19 protein-coding genes are annotated in these 16,985 nt (G+C 37.7%); 13 read left to right on the forward strand and 6 right to left on the reverse strand.

Annotation, left to right across the window (positions count from 1 at the left end; translation table 11 throughout):
* The 3 genes from iscB to ACLFMM_RS05375 form a co-directional block, all read left to right on the forward strand.
* Positions 1–462 (forward strand): RNA-guided endonuclease IscB (gene iscB / locus ACLFMM_RS05365; RefSeq protein WP_410807686.1); only part of this gene is annotated, 462 nt, incomplete at its 5' end.
* Positions 441–917, forward strand: coding sequence for a hypothetical protein (locus tag ACLFMM_RS05370; RefSeq protein ID WP_410807687.1), 477 nt, complete (start codon positions 441–443; stop codon positions 915–917). The genes iscB and ACLFMM_RS05370, both read left to right, overlap by 22 nt.
* Before the next feature lie 246 nt (positions 918–1,163).
* Positions 1,164–1,406: a winged helix-turn-helix domain-containing protein gene (locus ACLFMM_RS05375; protein WP_410807688.1), complete on the forward strand. Its 243-nt coding sequence runs from the start codon at positions 1,164–1,166 to the stop codon at positions 1,404–1,406.
* A 37-nt stretch (positions 1,407–1,443) separates the two neighbouring features.
* On the opposite strand, the gene ACLFMM_RS05380 is transcribed toward ACLFMM_RS05375, so the two are convergent.
* Positions 1,444–2,742 carry a M1 family aminopeptidase gene (locus ACLFMM_RS05380; protein WP_410807689.1) on the reverse strand — a complete coding sequence of 433 codons (1,299 nt, stop codon included), beginning with the start codon at positions 2,740–2,742 and terminating at the stop codon, positions 1,444–1,446.
* 175 nt (positions 2,743–2,917) lie between these two features.
* Between ACLFMM_RS05380 and ACLFMM_RS05385 the strand changes: the two genes are divergently transcribed.
* Positions 2,918–4,219, forward strand: coding sequence for a phenylacetate--CoA ligase family protein (locus ACLFMM_RS05385; protein WP_410807690.1), 1,302 nt, complete (start codon positions 2,918–2,920; stop codon positions 4,217–4,219).
* A 33-nt stretch (positions 4,220–4,252) separates the two neighbouring features.
* On the forward strand, positions 4,253–5,101 hold the full coding sequence (locus ACLFMM_RS05390) for a methanogenesis marker 8 protein (protein ID WP_410807691.1): 849 nt from the start codon (positions 4,253–4,255) through the stop codon (positions 5,099–5,101).
* 6 nt (positions 5,102–5,107) lie between these two features.
* Here ACLFMM_RS05390 and ACLFMM_RS05395 read toward each other — a convergent pair whose 3' ends face one another.
* Complete coding sequence (locus tag ACLFMM_RS05395; RefSeq protein WP_410807692.1) at positions 5,108–5,503, reverse strand: Mov34/MPN/PAD-1 family protein; 396 nt, start codon at positions 5,501–5,503, stop codon at positions 5,108–5,110.
* Positions 5,504–6,006: 503 nt separating this feature from the next.
* Here ACLFMM_RS05395 and ftsZ point away from each other — a divergent pair.
* The 5 genes from ftsZ to ACLFMM_RS05420 all read left to right on the forward strand — a co-directional run bounded on the left by ftsZ (position 6,007) and on the right by ACLFMM_RS05420 (position 12,812).
* Positions 6,007–7,170, forward strand: a complete 1,164-nt coding sequence (gene ftsZ / locus ACLFMM_RS05400) for a cell division protein FtsZ (RefSeq protein ID WP_410807693.1) — start codon at positions 6,007–6,009, stop codon at positions 7,168–7,170.
* A gap of 105 nt (positions 7,171–7,275) precedes the next feature.
* Positions 7,276–8,766 (forward strand): dihydropteroate synthase-like protein, encoded by a 1,491-nt coding sequence (locus tag ACLFMM_RS05405; RefSeq protein WP_410807694.1) that lies wholly within the window; start codon positions 7,276–7,278, stop codon positions 8,764–8,766.
* 13 nt (positions 8,767–8,779) lie between these two features.
* Positions 8,780–9,226, forward strand: coding sequence for a hypothetical protein (locus ACLFMM_RS05410; RefSeq protein ID WP_410807695.1), 447 nt, complete (start codon positions 8,780–8,782; stop codon positions 9,224–9,226).
* 194 nt (positions 9,227–9,420) lie between these two features.
* Positions 9,421–11,439, forward strand: coding sequence for a sodium-translocating pyrophosphatase (locus tag ACLFMM_RS05415; RefSeq protein WP_410807696.1), 2,019 nt, complete (start codon positions 9,421–9,423; stop codon positions 11,437–11,439).
* 431 nt (positions 11,440–11,870) lie between these two features.
* The gene (locus ACLFMM_RS05420) at positions 11,871–12,812 is read left to right on the forward strand and encodes a nucleotidyltransferase domain-containing protein (protein ID WP_410807697.1); all 942 of its coding nucleotides are present in this window, start codon (positions 11,871–11,873) and stop codon (positions 12,810–12,812) included.
* 16 nt (positions 12,813–12,828) lie between these two features.
* Here the strand turns inward: ACLFMM_RS05420 and ACLFMM_RS05425 are convergent, their stop codons facing one another.
* The 4 genes from ACLFMM_RS05425 to mptA are packed head-to-tail and all read right to left on the reverse strand — an operon-like array spanning position 12,829 to position 14,851.
* Complete coding sequence (locus tag ACLFMM_RS05425; RefSeq protein ID WP_410807698.1) at positions 12,829–13,134, reverse strand: DUF2098 domain-containing protein; 306 nt, start codon at positions 13,132–13,134, stop codon at positions 12,829–12,831.
* A gap of 35 nt (positions 13,135–13,169) precedes the next feature.
* On the reverse strand, positions 13,170–13,664 hold the full coding sequence (locus ACLFMM_RS05430; RefSeq protein WP_410807699.1) for a hypothetical protein: 495 nt from the start codon (positions 13,662–13,664) through the stop codon (positions 13,170–13,172).
* A gap of 14 nt (positions 13,665–13,678) precedes the next feature.
* On the reverse strand, positions 13,679–13,840 hold the full coding sequence (locus tag ACLFMM_RS05435; protein WP_410807704.1) for a hypothetical protein: 162 nt from the start codon (positions 13,838–13,840) through the stop codon (positions 13,679–13,681).
* A gap of 57 nt (positions 13,841–13,897) precedes the next feature.
* Entirely contained in the window at positions 13,898–14,851 is a 954-nt protein-coding gene (gene mptA / locus ACLFMM_RS05440; RefSeq protein ID WP_410807700.1) for a GTP cyclohydrolase MptA, read from the reverse strand.
* Between the two features lie 477 nt (positions 14,852–15,328).
* Between mptA and ACLFMM_RS05445 the strand changes: the two genes are divergently transcribed.
* From ACLFMM_RS05445 to ACLFMM_RS05455, 3 genes are all read left to right on the forward strand, one after another.
* Positions 15,329–15,625 carry a non-histone chromosomal MC1 family protein gene (locus ACLFMM_RS05445; RefSeq protein ID WP_410807701.1) on the forward strand — a complete coding sequence of 99 codons (297 nt, stop codon included), beginning with the start codon at positions 15,329–15,331 and terminating at the stop codon, positions 15,623–15,625.
* 189 nt (positions 15,626–15,814) lie between these two features.
* The gene (argB, locus tag ACLFMM_RS05450; RefSeq protein ID WP_410807702.1) at positions 15,815–16,711 is read left to right on the forward strand and encodes an acetylglutamate kinase; all 897 of its coding nucleotides are present in this window, start codon (positions 15,815–15,817) and stop codon (positions 16,709–16,711) included.
* Between the two features lie 138 nt (positions 16,712–16,849).
* A partial coding sequence (locus tag ACLFMM_RS05455; RefSeq protein ID WP_410807703.1) for a DUF919 family protein occupies positions 16,850–16,985 on the forward strand: 136 nt, incomplete at its 3' end.

Raw genomic sequence — 16,985 nt, forward strand, 5'->3', positions numbered from 1 at the left:
TCTGAAGGATGGATTCCACCGTCTCTGCAGAGTAGAGTGGACAACATCCAATCATGGGTTAGAAAATTGATGAAATTGATTCCTATAAGCTCAATATCTTATGAAAATATCAAGTTCGACACACAGCTGATGAAAACCCCTGAAATTGAAGGTGTCGAATACCAGCAAGGAACTCTGCAGGGTTATGAAGTAAGAGAATATCTACTGGAAAAGTTCCAGAAAACCTTTGTCTATTGCTGTGGACAGGATGTACAACTGGAGATAGAAAACATCGTACCGAGAAGTCGAGGCGGATCTGACAGAGTCAGCAATATGGCCATTGCCTGTCATGACTGCAACCAGAACAAATGTAACATGACAGCTGAAGAATTCGGTCATCCTGAAGTGCATGATAAAGCCAGAAAACCTCTGAAAGATACAGCGGTTGTTAACTCTACAAGATGGAAAGTCCTCGATTACTGAAAGATACAGGACTATCTGTAGAATGTGGAACAGGTGCTTTAACAAAAATGAACAGGATAAAATTAAACCTGCCGAAAGACCATCATCTCGATGCGTGTTGTGTAGGGAAATCCACTCTAGATGATCTGGAATTTAAAACTAATAGTATCCTGCAAATCCATGCCAAAGGTAGAGGCAGCTATAAAAGATGCAAACTTGACAGAGACGGTTTCCCGAGAAAACCTGCACCAAGAATCAAATACATATTCGGTTTCCAGTCAGGAGATATCATAAAATCAGTTGTTCCAAAAGGAAAATACAAAGGTATCTGGAAAGGTGCAGTCGCATGTAGAGGTAGTGGTAGTTTCAACATCAAAATCGGTGCTAAGAGGATTGCACAGGGTACAAACCACAAACATCTGAAACTCATACAGAGTTTCGATGGATACCCTATCAATTTGACAGACTTAATTTAAATCCAAATATAAAAACCGATGGTCGCAATTCCTCCCACTGCTGAAGCAGTAAGCATCCTTGCGACGTATCTCGTGGTAGCGTTCTTGTGATTAATACATAATCACTTTTAAAAATATAATAATTAAAAATCTTTATATATAATAATAACTTAGATATGTAAGGGGGATAAGGAACAATAATCAGAAAAATTGTTTCTGCTAACCAGTACTAAATAGGATATCAGATACTATGAAAGCTTAGCTTATATGGGGGTAGTTAACATCAGAAGGAGTAGAATAGACATTACACTGGATATTTTAAGTATTGCAGCTAATGGAGCAAAAAAAACTGAAATTGTGTATGGAGCAAACCTGAATTCTAACATAACCAATAAATATCTGGATATGTTAAAACAGAAAGATCTGATAAAACAGCAGGACAACATTTTCATGACAACTGATAAAGGGAGGTACTATCAGGAAATTGCCAGAGGGCTAGAATTAAAATAACAATTACCTTTTCATTATTTTTATTTGATTAAACCTTTTAGATATCTGAATGAAGCAGTTTCCATTCATTTTTTAGATTTGTATGCGAAACAGATTGTATGATATGTTTATACTCATTGTTTCCGATACTACTGTTTAATTTCAGGAATTGCTGATTTGCTTCTTTTATTGACTCCAATCCGATTTTGTTGTATATATTATAGACCAGAACAAATGACTTTTTGTATCCGTAATCTACCTGGTCAAAGTTTTTTGAACCAATCGAATCTGGGACTGACCATGTGGATAAAACCAGGTCATTGGATTGTTTCATGGTGTTGTACTGTTTTATAAAATCTTCTTTTCTCTCATGAGCATCATGGGGATTGATACGGTTTAAAACAAGATATGTATATAAGTCAGCATATCCCTCATCCATCCATCTATGTTTGAAATTACAGTTCTGAGTCCAGTAATGAGCCAGTTCATGGATGAGTATATCCTCGTTTGATGTATGTAGCATTAATATTCCATGTTTACCATTGTTTATACCGCTATATCCGGACGTATCGTTTTTAGTGGCTTGGGTAATGGTAATATTGTAGTCTTTTGGATATGGTATTCCCCATAATTTTTCCATTACTGGAAGCGTCTTTAGTGCGGTATCTAAAGTGGTATTAGCCCAGTCATCTTCTCCGTCCCAATATTTTATTTTGAAACCAACCTTTTCGTCACTAAGTTGTACTGTTTTATTCAATACATTGTACTCAGTACGATTGACAGCATCAATCTTGCATCTCAACTGGTCTTTAATCCTGTTAAATTTGTACATATTTAGATTGCTGGAATGTTTCGTGGTATAATCGGGGTTGTCTATGTATACGTTGTAACTATCAGGTACCATAACAGTCGCATTAATGAGGTCAGCATTTTCATTCAACTTAAAAACGGCGGTATTTTCATTAACCGGTATATCATATTCCAGATATATACTACAACTGTCACCATACCATAGATTTCGATTTAACCTGGAAATATAATACTCATCCCCATGTTCTTTTTGAATTGTAATTTTTTTGTTTCCTCTGTCCCACATGTCAATATTTCTGGCATTTTCTGGGATTTCGTGATGCATGTGTTCATAGTACCCCTTCCAGTATTTAGTATCTGTATCATAATTTGTGAATTGTATTTCTTTAAAGACATGAACCACACTATCATCAGGAACCAATTTATAAAAACTGTCTACCTCTTTATTGGTTTCATTCCAGTCTGCAGACACAGGTATGATAAATCCTGTAAATATTAGAACTACAAAAATAAATCCTAAAAATATCCGTTTTTTTATATTTTCCATTATATATATAAAAATTTGTGAACATGTATCTAAGGATTATGTTGATAAAAATCAAAAATACCAACATAAAAACTGCAAAAATTCTAACGTAACTGACTGTCATGCAATAGCAAACCATTTAAACGTTGAATTCCATCACTCAAAGAACAAAAAAGATTCATGGAGATTTTTATTGATGAAATACTGGCAGCCAAAATATGAAACAATGGCACCAGACGAACTCAGAGACCTGCAGTTAAAAAGGTTAAAAAGGACAGTTTCACAGGTTTATAATAATGTCGCGTTTTATAAAGACAGGTTTGACCAGCTTGGTATAGGTTATGATTCTGTAGAATCACTGGATTCGGTAAAGAAACTGCCAATGACGATAAAGAAAGACCTGCGGGAGACCTACCCATTCGGACTTTTCGCAGTCCCCAGGAAAGATGTTGTGCGTATACATGCATCATCTGGTACAGGAGGCAAACCTACAGTAGTTGGTTACACTTCCAATGATATAGATACATGGTCCGATATAATGGCAAGGAATCTGGTAATGGTCGGTGTCAGGAGTGATGATGTTTTTCAAAATTCAGTAAATTATGGTCTTTTTACCGGTGGACTGGGATATCATTACGGGGTTGAAAAGCTTGGAGCCATGACAGTTCCCAGCGGAACAGGTAACACTGCCAGACAGTTGGAAATGATGATTGATTACGGAGTTACTGCTATCCATTGCACTCCGTCCTATGCACTTTATCTTGCAGAAACTGCTGAACAGATGGGAATGCTCGAAAAACTGTCACTGAAAATCGGATGTTTCGGTGGTGAACCCTGGTCATCGAATACCCGTAAACAGCTGGAGAATGCACTTAATATCAGTGCATATGATTCCTATGGTCTCTCTGAAATGATGGGACCTGGTGTAGCATTTGAATGTGAAGAACAGGACGGTCTTCATGTCTGGAGCGACCATTTCCTTGTTGAAGTTCTGGATGAAAAAGGAGAACAGGTATCTGAAGGGGAAAAAGGTGAACTTGTATTGACATCTCTTACAAAGGAAGCCTTACCACTTATAAGATATCGAACCGGTGATATCACCCGCTTTCTGGAAAGTGAATGTAGCTGCGGCAGAACAACACCTCGTATTTCCAGGGTTCTCGGTAGAGCTGATGATATGTTAATTGTCAGGGGTATTAATGTATTCCCATCCCAGATTGAAAATGTTATAGCGGATATATCTGAAATTACTGACCAGTTCCAGGTAGTTCTGGATAGAAGCCGCAATATGCTGGATGAGATTACCGTTCGGGTGGAACTGGAAGATGATGCATTCACAGGAGAACTTCAGGACCTCTCTGCTGTCAGAAAACATGTTGAGAATGAACTAAAATCTATTTTAAATATAAGAACAAATGTAGAACTTGTAGAGAAGGGTTCTATACCCAGAACTTCTGGTAAATCCCAGAGGATAATAGACAGGCGTAATGCACTTTGAGTGTTAAATTGATGTAATCAGCGTGGGGATAATATGCCACATAAAATGGAAATGGTAGGTAAAACCAAGGTCACAGTAAAAGATGGTAAAGTTGTAGATGTCAGTAATCCAGTAATAAACTGGTGTCCTATATTTGATAAAATGCGGGGTATCAAGAAAATCACTCCTGAAGATGTCAGGAAAAACATGGAATTCAGGATTGAAGATTTTGGTATGTTCACTGATAAACGCCAGCTTGAAATGGAAGTGTTTGTAGGTTTTGGTGCCTCTGAGATAATGATGACCGGGCTTAGAAGAGGTATGCTGGATACCACGGTCACGGTATGTGATGGTGCAGGCACTGTAATAACCAGTAACCCCAAACTCGTACAGGGAATGGGTGCAAGAATTTCTGGATTAGTAGAAACCGAACCTATTGAAGGTTTAATCAAAAGGATACAGGCAAGTGATGGGGTTGTTCTTGACCCGTCTACTGCAAAAATAGATCCGATAGAGGGAGTTAAAAAGGCATATGAACTTGGTTATAAGAAAATTGCAGTAACAATTACAGGTGCAGATGAAGCGAAAAAACTCCGGGAGATAGAATCAGAACATGGTCTGGAATTGACAATTGTAGGAGTACATGTAACCGGAATTGAAAGGGAAAAGGCGCTTGAGCTCATCAATTATCTGGACATAGTAACAGGGTGTGCCTCAAAAAACATACGTGATGTTATTCGGCCATTAATACAGGTTGGAACCGCAGTACCGCTTTTTGGAATCACACAAAGGGGCAAGGAAATTATGCTTGAGCGTGCCAAAGAAGTGGAAAAACCAATACTTGTCAACACAACCGAGTTACCTGACCTTCCTGAAGAAAAACAGCCAAGAGAACTTATTTAAACAGTTTTATACTATTTCATCATTATTTATTTCCGAATCTATAACAGGAAGGTCTTGTACGTATCCGTTTCTGTCATAACACTTCCAGCTTTTTTCATCAAAGGGTTTTCCTACTATGATATGATGTGACCCGGTTTTTGAAAACATCTGGAGGTCCGCTTTTGACGGCTTAATATTCGGTGATGGGTGGCTGTGTACAGAACCAACTGATTTGATATTTGGCATCATAAACAGTCTCATGATAGCACTGCAACTGCTTGATTCTGTACCCGGCAGAACTATGACCTCTGTAATAACTCCATTATCAGCATGTAGGAGTCCAGCAAACTCCAGAGGTGCGGTTGATTCACTTACTTTTAATATGAAATTGAGCGCATCACTTTCTATCCCTTTAATCTTCATGAAAAAGAGATTATGTCCTCAATATATATGATTTTGATTAATATCAATGGATTGTTGTCAATTCATAACTGTAAAAATATTTTGGATATGTAATCTTTATAATTTTTGTTATATTAATGTTTTTACTTCTTTTTTCTCTTTTATTAAAATTTTCTCCGGTAAAAAGTTTTATTTCCTCATTAAATATATGACATAAGAATTCAATATTACGAAAGTGGGGCAACAGGGGTACTTGAAAGCCAACGGCTTCTAGTGGCTGACTGATAATCCATCAGGCAATAGTCGTATATAAATCGAACAAAATACATTTATAAATAATGGCTTTGCCTGAATAAAAGCGATAAAATAATATAATATGTAAAAAAAACTGTATACTTGTCCGGTCTATATGAATGACTCATGATTTGTTCATAAATCATGATAATGATGATTGAGGCATGGAAGAATAATAGCTAGTAGTAATCAAAACGAAAGGGCTTCATAATCTAAGAGAGGGGATGAATTTGCAATCTTTGGTACAGGAAGCTTTAAAGCAAAAAGAAAGAGAAACATCAGAACGTGAAACATTAGAATCGGATGAAGATTTTGAAGAATTCGGGATGCCCAGAATCACTATTGTAGGATGTGGTGGTGCTGGTAACAATACTGTTAACCGGTTGTATAATATCGGTATTGAAGGTGCAGAAACAGTAGCAATAAACACAGATAAACAGCATCTTGATAATATTCATGCAGACAAGAAAATACTGGTTGGTAAAACCCTGACTCGAGGGCTTGGTGCAGGTGGATACCCTGAAATGGGGAAAAAAGCTGCAGAACTTGCCCGTGGTACACTCGAAGAAGTTTTTAAAGATTCTGACCTTGTATTTGTAACTGCCGGAATGGGTGGAGGTACCGGTACCGGTGTTGCACCTGTTGTAGCAGATATCGCAAAGGAACAGGGTGCTATAGTAGTAGGAATGGTATCCAGTCCATTCAGAGTTGAGAGGGCACGTACAGTAAAATCGGAAGAGGGGCTTGAAGAACTTCGTCGAGCCGGTGATACAGTTATTGTTCTTGATAACAATAGATTACTGGAATATGTCCCAAACCTGCCTATTGACCAGGCTTTTTCAGTAATGGACCAGTTGATATCTGAAACTGTAAAAGGGATTACAGAAACAATCACTCAGCCGTCCCTTATCAACCTAGATTATGCAGACATCAGGTCCATTATGGGCTGCGGTGGAGTTGCAGTAATGCTGTTTGCGGATAGCAAAAACCAGAATAAGAGTGACGATGTAGTACGTTCCGCATTAAATCACCCATTGCTGGATGTGGATTACAGAGGTGCAACAGGAAGCCTTGTACACATAACTGGTGGACCGGACCTGAGCTTAAAAGAAGCAGAAGAAATAGCTGGTTCACTAACATATGAACTCTCATCCAATGCCAATGTTATCTGGGGTGCGCGGATACGGGATGATTTCGAAGGAAAAGTCCGTGTTATGGCTATAATGACAGGAGTCCAATCTTCACAAATACTAGGACCCAATGAATACGACCCGAATATCGTGGAAAAAAGGGAACCTAGCAAGGTGTCTGCTGGTAGCAGCAGTAAACCAAATAGTACCGCGTCCAGGGCAAACAAAAATAACGGCGGTTCCATCATAGATATAATTAATTGATGTGTATACGCCAAATTTAAAATATCCAGTTTCAAATCAGATTTGAAATTGGATATCTGTTCTATTTTCTAAAGTTTTTAATATGAAACCAGCCCATAAAAACATATGAACATCTTGGTAGCTACAGGACATCTTTCAGAACAAACCGTCAAAAATGCGGTAAAGTCTAAAGCAGATGTTCTGGTTTTGGATACTGATATAGCTGCTTTCATTACACCCAATAAATTACTACAGGCTATGAAAAAGGAGCAAATGGAAAGTAGATATGACATTGTTTTTGTTCCGGGTATCGTATCCGGAGATTTTACAAAAATTGAAAAAGAAATGGATTGTAGGGTATATCTTGGACCTAAACATGCCTATGACCTGGATTTTATTATTCCCTTTGCAGAAAACTTTGAATTTTCCAGTGTAAAACCTGCCTGTGAATTGCTGTCGGATGTACGGCGCAAAAAGGCAATGGAACTGATAAAGGGTATCGAGGAAGTGTCATCCCCCGTGTTTAACATTGGCTGCCTTAAAATAGGTGGCAATTCACGTATGAAAGTAATGGGTGAGATTGTAAATGCGACCGGGATGGATAAGTTTGCGCTTGTAAATAAAATAAATACTTTCATAGATAAAGGAGCAGATATAATAGACCTTGGGGTATCTCTGGATACATCACCTGGGGAAGTAACAGAGGCAGTAAAAATCGCACAGGATTTTTCATCTGTTCCAGTAAGCATCGATACCCTTGATCCGGAACTAATAAGTAATGCACTTCATTCCGGAGTGGATATAGTTTTGAGCCTGGACAGCAGTAATATCGATGAAGTGGGCTGTGAAGTAGCTGAAAATGGAACTGCGGCAGTTGTAATTCCTGATGTGGGTATCAGTGACGATAAAAAATATGAAAGTCTGGTAGAAAATATTAAATCTGCACAGGATTCAGGGATAACCCGAATTATTGCAGATCCGGTTCTTGATTCGATAGGTTACGGTATTGATGAATCGATAATCCGATATAAAAAGGTCCGCGAAAAGTTTCCTGATTTGCCGCTGTTTTTTGGCGCAGGAAATGTAACTGAACTTATAGATGCGGATTCAGTGGGTGTTAATGCAGCTCTCACAGGAATTGCAAACGACTTGGGAGCAAGTATACTGTTTACACCAGAACTTAGTGATAAAACACAGGAGTCTATAAATGAGTTAAGAACCTCATCATGCATGATGTTGCTTGCTTCTGAGAGAAAAACCCCTCCAAAAGACCTTGGCTTGGATTTGCTTATCCTAAAGGAAAAACGCAGACGTCCAGATGCCAGTATTCCATATAATATTATACAGACAAAAGAATCAGAATCTTGGCAGCTTGACCCAGCTGGATGTTTCAGGATAAAAATTGCAACAAATTTAAATGATTCTGAAAGATGTATTGTTGCAGAACACGAGCAAACCTGTATAGTTGGAAAAACTGCAAGAGAAATCCTTGATACAATTCTTGATATGGAACTTGTGTCAACACTTGAACATGCAGGTTATCTGGGACGGGAATTGAAAAAAGCAGAACTGGCTCTTGAGTTTAACAGAAGTTATGCACAGGATGATGAATTTTGATATAGGTGATTGTGTGAAACTTGAACAAACAGATAAAGAAGCAATAATGAAGATTGTTGCAGCACGCTATTTTACAAATCAGAACTGGAAATGGATTAATTTAAAATCTGAAATTAATAAGATTTATAAGGCATATGATGAATTGAATGAACAGTACAACGCCTATCCATATATGAGCAGGGACTGGTATGTTGCGAATTCAGCAACCAAGAATATACATATGTGTGAAAAATGGAACGAACTAAAAGAATTGATGGGTTTTTTAAACTCATATGCACAACATTTCGATTTTATGGTAAAAGATAGAGATGAAAAATTTTTCTGTATTATCAGTGATAAAAATGAATTATCTTCAGACCAGAAAAATGCAATAGAGATTGCCAGAAAATCGAAGTACAATATTTATGAATTTGATATGAGTATACCGGATGAAGTGGCATTTGAAATCTCTCAGTTATAATACGGGTACATAGACTTTCATCGATACATTCATATTGTATGTATGATATGTGTCCTGCTCTATATACGTTGAGTTTGGTTATAATAATTGGAAATATATTGTAGCTTTTATGTAATAGGCTGTATTTACTGTATGTCTAATCTGATAATTTCATGTTCTAATATCTAAACAAACAAAAGGAGATGAGTTTCAATATGGATAACTTGATATATATAGCCCCTTTTGCAGGTCTTGTAAGTTTAATATTTGCTGCATTTTTTGCACGAAGTATTATGCAACACAGTCCAGGGACTGAAAATATGCAGCAGATAGCAGGAGCTATTCAAGAGGGTGCAATGGCGTACTTAAATCGTCAGTATAAAACAATTACAGGAGTAGCAATTGTACTTGCATTGTTAATATATGCTTTACTTGGTGATGATAGTGGTAAAATCGCAATTGGATTTATTGCAGGTGCGGTAAGTTCTGCTGCTGCTGGGTATCTTGGAATGAATGTGTCTGTTAGAGCAAATGTCAGGACTACTAACGCAGCTACCCAGGGATTGAAAAAAGCAATGGCAATAGCATTCCGTGGTGGTGCTGTCACAGGTCTGGCAGTAGTAGGACTTGCACTGCTTGGTGTAAGTGGTTTTTACATTATTTATGGTGATGTAGACCTTGTAATTGGTTTTGGATTTGGGGCCAGCCTTATCAGTTTATTTGCTAGAGTTGGTGGAGGTATATATACAAAAGCTGCTGATGTCGGTGGAGACCTTGTAGGCAAAATCGAGGCAGGGATACCTGAAGATGATCCACGTAACGCGGCTGTGATTGCTGATAACGTTGGTGATAATGTTGGTGACTGTGCTGGTATGGGTGCAGACCTTTTTGAAACCTATGTGGTAACAGTACTTGCAGCAATGCTGCTTGGTTCAATAATTTTAGAAACATATCCAAATGCAATACTTTATCCACTCGTACTTGGAGCAGTAGCAATCTTTGCATCAATAATATCGATTTTCTTTGTAAAGGTTGGTGATGACGGAAAAATTATGAAAGCTCTATACAAAGGCGTGGCACTTTCAGCGGTCTTATCTCTTGTGGCTTTCTACTTTGTTACCGATTTCCTTATGGGTAATATATTATTCTTTTACGCAGCTCTTGTTGGTATTGCCATAATGGTGCTTATGGTTATATTAACCGAATACTACACCTCTACAAGTTTTAGACCTGTAAAAACAATAGCCAGGTCATCGGAGACTGGTGCAGGGACAAATGTAATATCTGGTCTTGCGATAGGTCTTGAAAGTACAGCGCTTCCTGTTGTGATAATTGTAATAGGAATCTTGGCAGCATACTTTGTAGTTGGTGGTGCTGCGGCACCTGCGATAGGGTTGTACGGTATTGCAATAGCAGCATCTGCCATGCTTTCTACAACAGGTATGATTGTTACCATGGATTCGTTTGGACCGGTCACAGATAACGCCGGTGGTATTGCAGAAATGGCTGATTTGCCGGAAGATGTACGCAACGTTACTGATGCACTTGATGCTGTTGGAAACACCACAAAAGCGGTCACAAAAGGCTATGCAATAGGTTCAGCTGCTCTTGGTGCACTGGCATTGTTTGCTGATTACAGGCACAAGGTCAACCTTGATGTTGGCAGTTTAAGCCTTGACAATCCGGTAGTTCTTGTCGGGCTTTTAATCGGTGGACTTCTACCGTTTATTTTCAGTGCAGTTACCATGAGAGCGGTTGGAAAAGCAGCTTTTGAAGTTGTGAATGAAGTCCGCCGTCAGTTCAGGGAAATCCCTGGAATCCTTGAAGGTACTGCAAAACCCGGTTACAGTGAATGTGTGGATATTGCAACAAGAGCTGCTATCCGTGAAATGGCTATACCGGGTGCAATGGCTATAGTTGTACCACTTGTTGTAGGTCTTGTACTTGGACCGCAAGCTCTAGGAGGTCTTTTGCTCGGTATTATCGTGTCTGGACTTCTTCTTGCATTGACCATGGACAACGGTGGAGGTGCATGGGACAATGCCAAAAAACTGATTGAAGATGGAGAACATGGTGGTAAAGGGTCTGATGCACATAAAGCAGCTATAGTGGGAGATACTGTTGGTGACCCCTTCAAAGATACCGCAGGTCCGGCACTCAATGCTTTGATCAAGGTTGTAAACATGGTTTCCATCCTGTTTTCAGCCCTCTTTATAGGTGCTGGAATATTTTAAATTGGATGGTTTTAACCATTCATTTTTCTATTTTTTAATGCTTAGCATCAGAATTTATTAATTATAATTTTTACATTTCTTCATTAACTGTATCTTGACTTCGTAAATTTTATCGAAGATGAGACTGTCCGAGGGATACTTATTTATAACATAAATCAGTATGGGTAGTTTAGATACGAGCGGGTTAAAGACTACTTTTTTACCCACACTCCCCCTACAACAAACCCCCACTCCCCAACCCGCTCGTCCCCTACTTTTCCAAACACTGTGTTACCTTCCTTTGGTGTTTTCTACTTGTTGGTATAATATGTATTAAGGAATTTTTCTAATGTATCAAGTGTATAAAAATAAATTTTTATTCCATTGGATATTTAAGCCAAAAATAGTGAAAATAAATATCAATGATGAAACCGGTTTACAGGTTTGGTACAATGATAAAAACACGTCTTAGAGATTTTATTATAACAAAAGATGACTGGATTTTTGCAGTAGTGGACTATTTTCATCCTCATGGTATACGCTCAATCCTTAGATATGTTCCTGATGAAAATGGTGACCGCGAATTGAACGGTGTATGTTACAAAAAATACGATTTTAATGATGCTTTTGAATTAATGCGTAAAAACCGACCTACATGGGTTGAAGATGTGCATGTTGTACCTGAAAACCAAGTAAAACAGGTTCTTTACCCAAATGAGCGTATTCTTGAGCTTTCGAAGACAAATAGAAATGTTGCAGCAATTGTCAAAACACTGGATGGTGCAGGGATTCCGCGCGACAAAATGGGAGTTACAGGATCGTTGTTACCCGGTCTCCAGAAGGATGAGTCAGATATTGATTTTATTGTTTATGGGCGCAAATGGTTTGATGCCCGTGATGTTATTTCAGGGGCTAAATCAGGTAGTGGTTCTATTGAGGATATAAGTGATGAAATGTGGGAAAAAATCTACAATAAACGTGTGCCTGACATATCCTTTGACGAATTCAGGCTTCATGAAGAGAGAAAAGGCAACAGGGGGATGGTTTATGGGATATATTTTGACCTTCTTTTTGTGCGTGACTGGAATCAGATAAAACAATCTATTCAAAGGGGCGTAGATACAGGAAGAATGAAGATACAGGCAACTGTAACCAATTCAGAATTTGCGTTTGATAATCCTGCAGTTTATGATATAGACCATGAAACAATAGACCATGTTCTCTCATACACTCATACCTACGCAGGACAGGTGCTTGAAGGTGAAATTATGGAAGCTCAGGGTGTTGTCGAGGACCTGGGTGATATTAAACGGCTGGTTGTTGGTACATCACGTGAGCCAAAAGGGGAATGGATTCGATCGCTGACCCTTCTTGAAAAAAGTGGTTATATATAACTGATTTGCCTGATGGTTATCCTCCACCTGTAATATGGGATATATCTTCAGGAGCCTCAGTTTCTTCTTCCCCTGGTCTGCTTTTTGCAGTGGGTTTTTCCTTGATTCTTCTGGATATGGTTTCAGTTATCTCCAATAATTCAGGCTTGTAATACAATTCTTTTTTATCAATAAGCACCCATAAACCATCTTCATCTTCCTTTATATCAGTCACTTTACCAACTGTACCGGTATTTATGTATCCAACATTTGTACCGATTTCAATTGGAGAACCATTAATATCGGTCACTTTTATTGTTGTTTTATTTTCTGTTTCTGCCACACTTTTACCTCATTTTGATAAGTTGTAATTAACAATCATTCAATATTGATATCAAATGTTACTTTTAATATGTTACATTTACATTGTGTTAAATTTGAAAGTTTAACACCATTATGTGTACCACTGACTTCAATGTTGTTAAATTCATTGGAGCCGCAGAGAATGTCTTGTTCTGGATGGGTACCAGGTTTTATATTACAACTTATAATGGTCTTATTGCCTGCAGATACAGCAACTTTCATCCTTGGTGAAGCTGGATGGTTTTTGGGAAGTATCACTAATGGAGATTTCAATTCCCGAATTGTATACAATATACTTTTAAGACCTTTTTTAATAACATCCCCGGTGGAAAATGCAGATGCAACTATCAGGTCATGTGGTTCAAGACCAAGCACAATTTCCTCGTCCTGTGTTTCGAGGAAATATTGACCATCATCACCTGCTTTTACAATTGCTATTGTTCCGCTTTCACCGCTTAAAAAAAGTAATTCGTCTTTGTTTAGTGGGATGTTTTTTGTTGTCTGATGCATCTGAAATTTGGATTTTATTTTTCTGTTACATTTCTGGATTTACAGGATGGGCATTTTACATTTTTACCGAGTCCTCTGAATTTATTGCCACAGTCATCACATATAAAATCCTTTGTTGGAAGGTTCTCATCTGTATCTATATCATAGGATTCACCGCAACTGCACATATTGTTCACTCCGTTAACACTATGGATATATATCTTTTTTTATAATCTAAAAGCCTTTCGCCTGGCTCAACCCTGACTGATTTCAGATTTTAATTCACCAAGTGTTGCTATTCTTTCGGCAAATGCATTATGCCGATGGATACTTTCCTCATTTATCTGTTTGATAGTGATTACTGAATCATCAGGCAGATATCCGAATTTGTTGACCACGTTTTTGGCCATTGTTCGTACACAATCTTCAACGAATTTCGGTCTTTTATGAGCGTTTTTTACAATTTCTGATTCATCTGCACGTTTTAACAGTTCATACACACTTGAACTCATGGACATCTCAATGATTTTTATAACATCTTCAAGGGATGCATCTTCATCTCCTTCTACTTCAATGGATATTATGCCACGTCCTCTCTGGTTATGTGTAGCCATGGGTACTTCATGCAAAAATTTTGCAATAGTTTTCTCATCCACACCCAGTGATTCAAGTTCGCTTTGAGCTTCTTCTCTCATGATTTCCTGTGCGCACGGACATGCAGTTAATCCTACGACCTCTGATCCTATGAGTTTTTTTACATTAATTTCATTGGATTCAGACCTGAAAGCTGTAGCTTCAGCAAAAATGTCCACCACTTCCTGGCACTGCAACTTTGTAGCCGGTGATTGTCTTTTTATGACATACTCACTTTTCATTCTGACTTCTGCACGTCTTGCATATTCATGACGGTCGAGCAGATTCTTCGCGACATCACTGCACAGCTGTTCGATTTCATATACTGGCATGTTGATAGCTTTTTCAAGCACTTCGTCTATTGCTTCAAAATTACGTGAAAGGTTTGCTCCTTTAAGGCTGGATGGTAAATCAACAAAGATATCAAATGTTGATATAAGTACAATCGGTCTTTTATCTTTTCTTTTAATCTCCACAAGTTTCTTAACATCAGTTACACCAACGCGTGTGAGATTTATAGGGACTTTGGGTTTCCCTGCCTGCACGTCCGGTAATTGTACAATAGGAAGTTCCATTATATTAACCTCAAAATTACGATATTAATCAGAATAGAAGATAAGATTGTTCAAACTTCGAATTAGGTTTCAATTAGTTATATCTAATATTAAGTTTTCGATAGTATTTGCGTTCAATTTTGTGATATGCCTGAATTATCATAGGAACAGTTTATTTTCTCACCTATCATTTTTTAGAATGTATGCATCTGAAGTTGACTTAGGGTTGCATCAAATGTAAATTTTACGTCTTCTGGATTTGGTCAATCAGGGGTTAAAATCGTTTTATTTGGGGGTAAACTATTTATAATTTTATTTTTTGCATTAAATTTTTTAATGCTGTATAGTTGTAATACTAATATATTTTTACAGTTAACCGCGTTAAAGAACTGGATGTTGAACAAATCATGAACAAAAGCCAACATTAAAAGAAAAATATATATAGTTTATACACAAAAGTAATAACAGCGCCATAAGGCGACGGAGCGAGGTGACAATATGGCAGAAAGTAATACAAGAAACTTTGTAGTTAGAGATAAAAACGGGAAAGAACACGGTGTATTTACAGGTAAACAACCTAGACAGGCAGCATTAAAAGTTGCAAACAGAGGTAAAGGTACTAAATCCAATCCTGAAACAATAAGACTCAGAGAACGCGGAACAAATAAAGTTCACCTTTTCAAAGGTTGGAGAGAAAAAGTTGATGCGCCCAAAAATAAACCGGACTGGATGCCGGATAAAATAAACAAACCATTTGTGAAAAAACAGGGAATTGAAAAACTCAAAAAAGATTAATTTCTGAATCATTTAGAAGTAGTTCACTTATATTTACCCGCTAGTTTTATGGGTAATATTTATCATATTTATAAGGAAAAGGGGTAATCTTTTTTCCTTTTTTATAATTTTTCTTATTCTCAAATCATGATTATATTGTAGTGTATTTGACGCAAAAGTTTAAAAATTAAAACTCATCTGGATTTAAATATGGATCTTAAAAGAGAAAATGTACTGATTGAGGCTTTGCCCTATATTCAGAAATTCTATGATTCCATTATGGTAATTAAACTTGGTGGACATGCCATGGTTGACCCTGGTATAATGGATGATATTATCAGGGATGTAGTACTTCTTCGTTTTGTAGGTATCCATCCGGTGATTGTTCATGGTGGAGGGCCTGAAATAACAGAAAAGATGGAGCGGATGGGCAAAAAATCCGAATTCATCGGAGGTCTTCGGATCACCGATGATGAAACACTTGAAATTGCCAGGATGGTTCTTGTCGGTAATATAAATACTAAAATAGTATCCTTAATAGGACGGCATGGTGGAAACGGGGTTGGATTGTCCGGTAAAGACGGGAAAATGATACTGGCAAGGAAAAAACCCCCTCAAAAGGTACGAATTAAAGAGATGGAACATGATGTGGACTTTGGATGGGTGGGTGATACTGAAATTATCAATCCTGAACTTATCCATATATTAACTGAAAAGAGTTACATACCAGTAATTTCACCAATCGCTATGGATACAAAAGGCAACACCTTAAATATAAATGCTGATGTTGTGGCAAGTGATATTGCAACATCATTGAATGCAGAAAAGTTGATACTGTTAACCGATGTTACTGGAGTATTAAGGGATAAAGATGACCCTTCAACACGTATTTCCAGGATAAAAGTAGAAGAAGTGGAGCAGTTAATAGAAGATGGAGTAATCTCTGCCGGAATGATACCAAAAATCCGGAGCGCAGCATCAGCTGTTATAAGTGGAGTTGACAGGGTGCATATTATAAACGGAAGTGTCTCTCATTCACTGCTGCTTGAGTTGTTTACAGACACTGGTATTGGAACAATGGTGTATGAAGAAGAAAACAGCAATTAAAATAAAAATAATACTGGAATCATTTGGTTACTTTCACTTATTTTTTATAAAGGTAAAGAAAACCCTGATGTCTTTAGCATCGGGGTATGATAAATAGTCAAAAAAATATAAGTATTTTGCTAAACGATTGTATAATGTATGTATCTGACCCAGAAGAATCATCTCCGTGCTGATAAGCAGACCTATGAGACCTTGAAAAGGTTGACCAAACTGTCCAAGAACCTGTACAATTTCACATTGTATACGATTAGACAGTATTTCTTCAACTACGGGA

Origin of the sequence: Methanohalobium sp. (assembly GCF_046546175.1) — an archaeon.
In the GTDB taxonomy this organism is placed as follows: Archaea; Halobacteriota; Methanosarcinia; order Methanosarcinales; family Methanosarcinaceae; genus Methanohalobium.